Here is a 10,564-nt window from a genome sequence, read left to right on the forward strand (position 1 = left end):
GGAGATGCGACTGATCATTCTGGCAATATGCAATCTGCGAGCGTAAATGGATTTTATTTTCCAGCAGCCCCAGCAGCCGCAGCAACTCCGGTAGCATTAACACCAGCGCCATATCCAACCGGTAATATTTTTGCTACACCATTAACTTTGCAAGTTGCTCAAATATTAACAGAGTTAAATTATTATTTTGGATTTAATGATAACTCTGTGTCAGCATTAATGATTAACTCTTCTGGTCCAGCGGCTAGCTTTTTAACAGCTGTTAATGCAAGCATTGCTCAAGGGAATGTAGTTATATTTACAGCAAGTGCGACGGCCAATGGAACAGGTTATGATGCAGTTGCTTCAGCTTATGTTTTAAATACAACAACTCCAATAGCTTCTTACTCTTTCCCGTCTATTACTAATTGGAGTACTTCTGCGAGTGGACATACAAATACTAATGTTGCAATCCTCAATGCAAATAACCCGGTAAATGCTAGTTGGGTAAAATATGTGACTGCTAATCCACCTGTTACTTCGGGTTATTTACCTATTAATTCTAGTCGCGGTTATCAAATCCAATCGACAGCAGCAGGCAACGTAGATATTAACACTTCAGAGCATGGCAATTATCAAGATTTTTTAAACACTCTAAATAATTCACCGATTATGATTAGTTCAGGTTTGCAAGTTGATAAAAATATAGTGGTTGCAATTGCACCATCGGCCGGACAATATAATCCAACAGAAATTACTCTGGGTGGTTATACTTTATTTGGTCCTACTTCAACCTTTTCTGAGAGCTTATTAGCTCCATACCTTGCCAATGTAAGCTGGACCAATCCTTCTGATGGGGTTATATTTGCATTAATTGAATTTGATTCTGCTAATAATTCTATAGCTGATTTAACAAAAGCTGCTGCTACAGATTCTATTTATCTATTTTTATTTGATTTGGTGACGGGTGATTCATTGACCACAGCTGGAATTCCAGTGCCTACTTCATCTGGGCCATTTAAGCCTTTAACCAATCCTTTTAATGCTACAGGTGAAAATGGATTTATTAATGTTGATGCTACATACCCAGCAACATTTATTTTGCAACTCGCTTCACCTCAAAATCAACAGGGTGGTGATTGGTAAAATAAAAAAATAATAATTAAGATTCTTTTTAGAAAAGGAGATTTTTTTTAAAATAATCAATTATAGATTTCTAAATGTTAAATAAAAAAAGGAAAATATTATGAAAAGTAAGTATACATATTTTAGATTTGGAGTGCTTGCTTTAGCAGTAAGCATATCTCAAATTATTCTTTCATCCCAACAACAGGTTATGAATATTGTACAAGTGGTTGCGCTTGCACAAGGAAATAATGGCGGCGGGCAAACAGGCGGTGGTGCTGTGAAATACGGAAAGGTCAATACTCCATTGGCAACTATTGGATACCAAGAAGTAACACCAGGGGCAACCTTTGTTGCTCCAAATATTCCAAATCCGATATCACAATTGTCTGTTATACCTAATTGGACCAATGTTGCTGGAAATACTGGCCAAACATATGCAACATGTCAGATTGGATCAGCGCTTTTGTCTTCTATTAATAATGCACTGTCAGATGGTATTTCTGTGAGTGTTTCTTCAGCTTTTGTTCCGAATGCAACAAATAGCAATTATTCTGATTTAATTGTTTCTGCATATAATCAGTTAACTAGAGAAATTATTGGTTCTGCGCAAGCTTTTCCATCGGTTATGCAAAGCAATAATCAATGGAATTCTTCGAATGCATCTTATCAGCTAAGTACATCTCAATCAACAGTTTCTACTATTAATAACATTAGTATTAATCAGGCTTTTGGAATTACTTCTTCTTCTGCTCCAGTATCAAATGCTGGATCATATCCAACAGTATCAGTTCCAGCAAACAAACAAATTTCCGCGTTTATGTATTCTCCTAATTTTGCAAACACAACATCTGGAAATCTTTCAGTTTCTCCTAAAAATCTTGCATTAATACCTGTAAACGTATCAGTTGTTTTTGTGCTTAGTGTTATGCCAAATAGTTCAACAGGTTATTTTGATGGAACAATTACTGCATATGTCCAAGGAAGCACAACGCCATTATTTACTCAATTATTTCCAAGTATTACAAATTCTTCATCGAATGGTTCATCTGGGCCAATCTCGAATACTAACAATTCTTGGAGTAGCACTTGGTATCATTCTAATATTGGCGGAAATACTGCTGTTGATTTTTCTGCAGATATTAAAACTAAAAACGTTGTTGCCTTTACACCAGCTGTTCAATATCCATCAAAATCTAATATAGTTGATGATCCAACATTGATTAATTCAAGCAAGCCAATTACCTCATTTATGTTCTCTGCTAACTTTGAAAATGGAGCATATGGAGACTTGTATCTTTCTGCTGAAAACATTGCATTAATACCGCTTGATGTATCAGTTGTATTTGCTTTAAATGTAATTCCAAATACGATAACAGGTTCTTTTGATGGAACTATTTCAGCTTTCGTAAAAGGAACACATACTCCAATCTGTACTCAATTCTTCCCAAGCATTGTAAATAGTTCAAAAACTGGATCATCAGGACCGATTACAAATATTAGCAATTCATGGACAGATACTTGGTATGTTTATAATGCATCTACTCCTGTAAATATTGTTGAATCGAATGGCGTTTCATTTAAGGTTTCATTATCATCGCAATATCCAACATCTATTTTTGAAACACCTTTAATTACGGATCAAGCATTAACAGTATTAAACTATTATCTTGGCTTTCAAGATGGTTCTGTCTCGGCATTAGAGCTGAGTTCAACAGGTGTTGGTTCTAGCTTTTTAAACGCTGTTAATGCAAGTGTTGCGAAAGGAAATGGAGTTGTCTTTACAGCAAGTGCTATAAAAAATAAATCAGGTTATAACGCTCTTGTTCTAGCTTATAATAGTTCAAATATAGTAACTCCAATAGCTTCACATCTATTTACAGGTATTACTAATTGGAATGTTGTTAATGGAGCTCATGTAAATACGAATAATCCAGTATCAAATGTAAATAATAGTGTAAGTATTAGATGGGTAAAATATAATAATGCAGAATATTTACAGATTTCTCCGAGCACTGGATATCAAATCCAATCATCTACATCAACAGCATCTGTTCAAGCACCAGTAGAATTTCCAAAATCTGTTTTTGCAACCCCATTGATTTTACCAGCTGGGCAAGCATTAACAGGATTTAATTATTATCTTGGTTTTGCAGATAATTCAGTATCAGCATTAAAGATTTTGCCAGGATCTAACTTTTTAAGCATAGTTAATGCAAGCATTGCTCTTGGCAACGGTGTTGTATTTACAGCAAGCGCTATCAAAAACAAAACAGGTTATGATGCTGTAGTTGCGGCTTACAATAGTTCAGATATGAAAAACCCAATAGCATTGCACGTATTTCCAAGCATTACTAATTGGACGACTAATAGCACTGGTCATGTAAAGACAGACACTCCAATACTGAATGCAAATAACCATGTAACTCAGAGATGGGTAAAATATCTTCCTGCTCAAGCAACTTTAGGATTTATACAGATTTATCCGAGCTCTGGTTATCAAGTTCAATCATCTACATCAAATGCAACAGTACAACAATCATCAATAGTTCAGGAATCATACCCAACAATATTATTTACATCTGCTGCTCAAATTACATCATTTGAGTTTTCTCCTAACTTTGCAGATGGATCCTATTCAAACATTTCTGTTTCTGCTGCAAATCTTACACTAATACAATCAAACACATCAGTAGTATTAACGCTTAATGTACAACCTAATGCGACAACTGGTTATTTTGATGCAACAATTACTGCATTGGCCCAAGGAGGCTCAGAGCCATTATTTACTCAATCATATCCAAGCCTTGTTAACTCTAAATTAACGACTTCTTTAGTTTATATTAAAAACAGTAGCAATTCTTGGAACGATACGTACTATGTTTCTGCGGTTAATGGGGTTGTTAATCCTTCTGTAGATATTGATACACATAAAGCCGTTCTCTTTACATCTCCTATGACATCTGTAGCCCCGGCTAATATCTATAATCCAGCAAAATTACTTAAAGCAAATGAAAAAATTGCATCATTTGCATTCTCTCCTAAATTTTCAAATGGAGCGGTTGGAAAACTTCCGATTTCTAATTTTAATCTTGCATTGATACCATTAAATACCTCAGTTTTATTTACATTAGATATAACAGCAAATGCTACAACTACTTATTTTGATGGAATGGTTTCAGCATTTGTTTCAGGAAGCACAACTCCATTATTTACTGAATCATTTGCAAATATTGTAGCTAGTTCAAAAACTGGTACTTTAGTGCCTATTACAAATATTAATAATAAGCTGACTAGTACTTTGTATGCTTGTAATGGATCTACTGTAAATATTCATGCTAACCAAGGAGTTCAGTTTACTTCTGTGGTTAAGTATCCAGCTCATACTACTACTACACCATATACAATAATTGGTTCTGACTATCTTACAGCGTTTTCATTTGCCCCAGTATTTAGCGATAATTCATATGCAGTTATTGTTGTTACTCCAAAGAATATTGACTTAGTAAAAACATATCCATCAATTGTATTTTCAATACAAATGATTCCCAACCAAAATGCATTTGATGCAATTCTGGCAGCATATGAAGTAAATGCCTCAAGTCCGTTATTTGTACAGACTTGGACAACCTTGCTTGATGGTTCTAACGCAGGTGTGGGAGAAGGAAATGTGATTTCATCTTCTAATACACCATACACTGGTACTTTTTGGGCTAATATTATGACTGCAAATAATCCTAATGGTTGGAATCATCCAGTCTCTGGATGTGATGGATTTGCTGTTACTACTCAAAATCCTCCAGTAGCATAGCTCAAGTAACTGTTCATTAAACATATTAATAATGATGGGCCAGGAATGTTTTCCTGGCCCATCATTATTAATATTGAATTTTTATTGAGCTGTTTGTATCTTACTTGTGACGTTACATAAAAAATTGAATGCTTAGGGTGTTTTTCTATGAAGTTTCTGCAAGTTGCTCAGGTTTTTCAAGATCTTGAAAAAGAGCCATCTCGTACCAGCATGACTAAAATTTTGGCTGAGCTTCTTGCTCAATGTTCAAAAACAGATGCTCATATTATTTCCTATCTTTCGCAGGGCAGTTTATTTGCCCCATATAAAAATATACAGTTTCATATTGCTCAAAAAGGAATGTTAGGCATTATTGCAGACTTTGCAGATAAGCCCGTAGCCGAAATTCAAAAAGACTTTAAAGAGCTTGGCGACCTTGGATTAGTAGTACAAAAAAATAACTGCAGGATTGATCAAGGGCTGAGCGTGCAGCAGGTATATGACTTGCTCCTGGAAATTGCTCAGATTTCTGGAGCAGGATCCACAGAGAAAAGAACTGCTTTACTTGTAAAGCTTTTAGAGCAAGTTGACGGGCTTGGTGCAAAATTTATTGTGCGAATCGTTACAAGCACCTTGCGCCTTGGTTTTTCAGACATGACTTTTTTAGACGCTTTATCTTGGATGAGCGTTGGCGACAAAAGTATAAGTAAAGATTTAGAAGCTGCTTATAATGTTTGCGCAGATTTAGGACTCGTTGCATACACTTTAAAAGATCAAGGAGTTGCGGGCATTAAATCTATGAGCGTTACTGTTGGAATTCCTATTCGTCCTGCTGCGGCAGAGCGTCTTACCAGTGCTCAGGCAATAGTTGAAAGACTTGGGGACTGTGTCGCGCAACCAAAACTTGATGGTTTTCGTGTTCAAGTGCATGTAAAAAAAACAGACTCAAAAACAGAGGTGCATTTTTTTTCTAGAAATATGCTTGATATGTCAGATATGTTTCCAGATTTAAAAAAAGTTGTCTCAACCTTGGATGTTTCAAGTCTTATTTGTGAGGGTGAGGCAATAGTTTATGATGATCAAACTCAAACGTTTTTGCCTTTTCAGCAAACGGTTAAACGTAAACGCAAGCACGATGTAGAGCAAATGAGCATAGAAATGCCATTAAGGCTTTATTTATTTGACCTTTTATATCTTGATGGAAAATCACTTCTTGATCAAACTCATAAGTCTCGACGAGAAATGCTGCAAGCTATTATTGGACAGGACGATTCTTTACAAGTCGTAGAAGAAAAACAGATCACAACGGCAAAAGAGCTCGAAGATTATTTTTTATTAAATATTGATTCTGGCCTTGAAGGGCTTGTGGTGAAACGAGAAGATGCGATATATCAACCAGGAAAAAGAAATTTTAATTGGATTAAAATGAAACGAGAAGCACATGCTTCTTTAATTGACACTGTTGATTGCGTCATTCTTGGTTATTACGGTGGAAAAGGCAAGCGGGCTCAATTTGGAATAGGTGCTTTTTTAGTTGGAATTTATGATCAAGAAAAGGACCAATTTCAGACTGTGGCAAAAGTTGGAACTGGACTCACAGACATTGAGTGGAAAGATTTAAGAAGTCGATGCGAAGCTTTGAAGGTTTCTGTTCAGCCTAAAAACGTAGAGTGCATAAAAGATTTGTATCCAGATGTTTGGGTAAGTCCTGAGTTAGTCTGTACGGTAAAGTCTGATGAAATTACTTTATCCCCGCTTCATAGTGCTGGAAAAGTAGGTGATGCCCCTGGATTTGCCTTAAGGTTTCCTCGTTTTATTTCTTATCGATTTGATAAATCTGCTCATGATTCTACATCGATTATTGAGCTTAAGCATTTATTTGCACAGCAAAATATAAAATCTTGATTCATTTTCTCAACTATGTTTAAGTAAGAAAAAAATATAAAAAAGTAGGTATTTTGTGAAGAATCTAAATTTTACATTGTTTATAAGTTTTATTTTTTTGCAAACGTCTATAACGCTTTGCAGGGTTGTAACTTCTGCTAACAATCTTGGTTCTTTTTTATCAAGCTTAAATAATGCACCTGTTGCAGATAAAGTTGAGGTTGCCAAGGTTAAAAAACCTGATGATTCTAAAGATAAAAGTAGAACAACTCCAGCTAACAATATTGGATCTTTTTTATCAGGGATAAATTCTGCGCCAGTGGTAAATAACGTTGTAAAGCCTGATAATTCTAACGATCAAATTACATTGCTTTTACAAGAGCAACCTGCCAAGACAGTGACCCCTAAGGTATCTAACGATACTAATCAAATTGCCTTGCAAAGTTTTTTAACAGCGCAAAGCAATCCTTCATATCTAAAAGGGATGGCGATCTTAAAAGATAAACAGCTTATTGCTTCATATCAAAAAGCAATATCTTCAATCGGCTTATTTTTTATTAATTATAGTCTGAATAATTTACAGACTTTTCATGTAAAATCAGCAGCTCCAACAAGTAGCATAACTTCTTTTCTTAGTGGAATAAAAAATACCAGTGTTGCTCTAAAGCCAGTTGCTCATGGCGACGCTCTAGCATCTTTTTTATCAGGTTTATCTACCACGGCTAAAAAGCCGACAGCTAAAAAACAGCCTGTTTTTGTATTGCCTCCAAACTTATAAATTTCGGGATATTTTAAATGATAAAAAGTTATAGAATTGTTTTTCTTTCTCTTATGTTTTTCTCTCCTTTTATAAAGTCATCATTGTCATCTGTTGTTGTGCAATATGAGCAAGCTTTACAAGATTTTATTAAATCTCATAAGGAATTAAATCCAACAAAGCCAATAGCGCTCACTCAGTCAAATATAATTTTTTCTACATATTCTAAAATTATTGCTCCATATATTTCATATATTTCAGGGTACGGGAGAATTGTGGGACAAGAATTTGCAAGGAGCTTTCCTTATCACGCAGATCTTTTGACTATGTCTGATGAGTTTTTTAAGTATGACAAAGAGGTGAAGCGCATTGCTTTATTCTTTCCTAAAGATCAGCAGAGCGGCGTCATTGATTGTTTTTATGAACAGCTAACAAGTACAGTTGTTCAGGTTTGTTATCAGATTATAAAAGAAGTTTCATATGCATTAAGTTCAAACTCTGATGATTTGGCTTCAGTTTATATTGCATATAACTTAGCTTGGGCTGCGCAAACTAAAAACATGAAGCTTACGGGTCTTGCGCAAGGTCAAGATTTTAAAGAAAGTGTTACAAAGCTTATGATCACTTTGTACCAAGCAGCAGTATTAAAGAAAACTCATAGTTTAGAATTTTATGTTGATGACACTGCAAAAAGAATTATTCTTTCAAAAGAAATTAATGCTTATCAAGAAATTTTATATCATGTTTATACGAACGCTGGACAAAAAGACCTGGCAGATAAGCAACTTTTGGCGATAAAAGGCTTTAAGCAAAAACTTACAGTATTAGAAAATGAAGCGAAAAGCTTAGGTGTTGCTAAAAAATTACCCACAGCAGCTCAAGTTTTAGCACAGTCAGGGCAGGCTTCAGCTGTAGATCCATCGAGCATTCCCGCTTTAAAGTCTCAGGCTGTGCAGGCATTTTCTAGTGGCCAAGCTGCAGAAAAATTAGGTAATTTTGCAGACTCAATGGCTCAATATGCTTTGGCGCAAACAGCATACTTAAAGCTTTTGAGCGCTCCTTCTCTTGCGGCAGATGAAAATAGCAATAAGGCGCAATATTTTTTAGCAAAAACAAGATGGACAGCCAGTTCTTTAGCGTCTACGGTAATTCCAATTGGTAATTCAACATTTCAAGGGCTTGATAATGTTGCTGCCAGTTATGTAGTTAATGTGTACGAACCACAAATAAATGCCACCTTGTTTTCAAGCGCAATGCCTTCTTCGTTGAGCTTGCTGCCAATAGGTAAACTTAGTTCTGCTTTAACTATTGAGCAAAAAAAAGATATATTGCAACTCTTTAAAGCTTTCTTAGTCAGTCAAGTTTTATCAGGTCAATCAACGAGCTTTTCTGATTGTTTTACTGATTATAATTTAACATTAAAGCCACAAGTATCTTCTTTAAATAAATCAATTGTTGTTCAAGCTTTATCAACGGTAAATGATTATATGCAATCTTTTACTCAAGACATTGTGTCTTCTGTTGAAATGACGAGTTCAACTACCATGACAGCTCTTTTTGTTAAAATGCCTATTCCTGCAGTTACTCCGCTTTATTCTTCTGGGCTTTGCGCAATTGATTATTTTTTAGGAGCAAGATCTCTTTTTGAAAAAGGAACAGCTCTTATTTCTTTGTATGGATCTACTTATGTTCCAGGAGATGATCCTGTTGGATCAAATGCGATGATTGAAAATATGGCCTGTGCTTACTCTAGTGCGGCACAAAGTAAAATAGATCAGGCCAAAAAAATTATGAAAGAGGTTTTATCTTTTATAAATGTTAAAAAATCGAGCAAATCACCATCAATTAAGTCTCCTGTTTTATCTGACAAAGCTGCAAGTAGTGCATCAGAAAAACAATTGCCAGCAAACTTTGCAACACTTTATGAAGAGTTTAAAAAAGCAATTATTCAAAGTCAGTCTCTTTTAGTAGCACAAGATCAAAGCGCTCAAGCATATTTTTTAAAAGCAGGACTGGCTCAGCAGGCTAAGATTGCAGAGCAAATCTATATTTCTCTGTATAAATTAAGTATTGATTTTGCAAAACAATGCTTGGTTGGAGATCCAACATCAACGGCTTACAACAATTTGCTTTTTGACATAAATAGTTCATATTTGCAGTGGGCTTCAGAGCTTGATCCAACTTTAGACTCGGTTCAAATTGCAAATATCAATCAAGACATTGTAAATTTGTTTGTTGTGGGAGGTGAGCAATGTCTAAAGTTTTCTTCTCAGGAACCAATGTTTCCAGGATTTAATCAAGTTCATTACTATAGCGCAGCGCAAAGATTTTTAGCGTCTCAAAAGCAGTATACAAGTATGAAAAATACTAAAATGGCTGCAGAGATACAAGATAAGGTTACACATGCTTACTTTTTAGCTTGTAATCAAAGTGTTGAGCTTTATTTTTATGTTAAAAGTAATGGATTGTCATATGAATCATCATCAACAAATCAATTAACTAAAATCTCATTTGCTCAGATATGTAAAGATTATGCAAGTTTTGAGCAGCTTGGAACTGATATTGATTCAGGAGAAATGCATGCTTTTAACTCTGTTCAAAATTTACTTTTTGTATCTTCAATGTTGCTATCCGGGCTTTCTCCATCAGCGGGTCCTTCTGCCGCAAAAACAAATGTAGCAAAGTCTGTAGCGACAACTCCTAGTCAAAAAGTATTAAATTATTTAATCAAAAATAATATTCTTGAAAAAGGAACTGGCGCAGTTCCTTACATGCAAGTAGGAATAAAGGAAAAAATAATTAAAATTGCACCAGCTGCTTATATTAATTTTAAGTCAGATGGTGATTCGCTGTCAGCATTATTTGCTATACTCACCGGGGTTATACAAAATTTATATATGCAAGATTACTTAGGGGCTACCGCATCTGAAAGCTCTGCGCTTCTTACTACTCAAACAAAAGAATTTTTTGATGCAGTGCAAAAAGAAACATCAAGTCTTGAAAATCCATCATCAGCATATATTGCGTAA

5 protein-coding genes are annotated in these 10,564 nt (G+C 35.1%); all 5 read left to right on the forward strand.

Going from position 1 to position 10,564, the window contains the following annotated elements; genetic code table 11:
- Nucleotides 1-1,125: hypothetical protein (locus NTU89_00690; GenBank protein ID MCX5923063.1), on the forward strand; the 1,125-nt coding region annotated here is incomplete at its 5' end.
- A gap of 100 nt (nt 1,126-1,225) precedes the next feature.
- Nucleotides 1,226-4,915 (forward strand): hypothetical protein, encoded by a 3,690-nt coding sequence (locus tag NTU89_00695; GenBank protein MCX5923064.1) that lies wholly within the window; start codon nt 1,226-1,228, stop codon nt 4,913-4,915.
- Nucleotides 4,916-5,062: 147 nt separating this feature from the next.
- Complete coding sequence (locus NTU89_00700) at nt 5,063-6,799, forward strand: ATP-dependent DNA ligase (protein ID MCX5923065.1); 1,737 nt, start codon at nt 5,063-5,065, stop codon at nt 6,797-6,799.
- Between the two features lie 55 nt (nt 6,800-6,854).
- A complete protein-coding gene (locus NTU89_00705) occupies nt 6,855-7,556 on the forward strand; it encodes a hypothetical protein (protein MCX5923066.1) in 702 nt (233 codons plus the stop codon).
- A gap of 17 nt (nt 7,557-7,573) precedes the next feature.
- Complete coding sequence (locus NTU89_00710) at nt 7,574-10,564, forward strand: hypothetical protein (GenBank protein MCX5923067.1); 2,991 nt, start codon at nt 7,574-7,576, stop codon at nt 10,562-10,564.

It is taken from the genome of Candidatus Dependentiae bacterium, from assembly GCA_026389065.1.
GTDB lineage: Bacteria > Babelota > Babeliae > Babelales > Chromulinivoraceae > JACPFN01.

Bases quoted from the DNA above. Each gene is read 5' to 3' on its own strand.
- NTU89_00695 (MCX5923064.1), top strand. From the start codon at position 1,226: ATGAAAAGTAAGTATACATATTTTAGATTTGGAGTGCTTGCTTTAGCA.
- NTU89_00700 (MCX5923065.1), top strand. From the start codon at position 5,063: ATGAAGTTTCTGCAAGTTGCTCAGGTTTTTCAAGATCTTGAAAAAGAG.
- NTU89_00710 (MCX5923067.1), top strand. From the start codon at position 7,574: ATGATAAAAAGTTATAGAATTGTTTTTCTTTCTCTTATGTTTTTCTCT.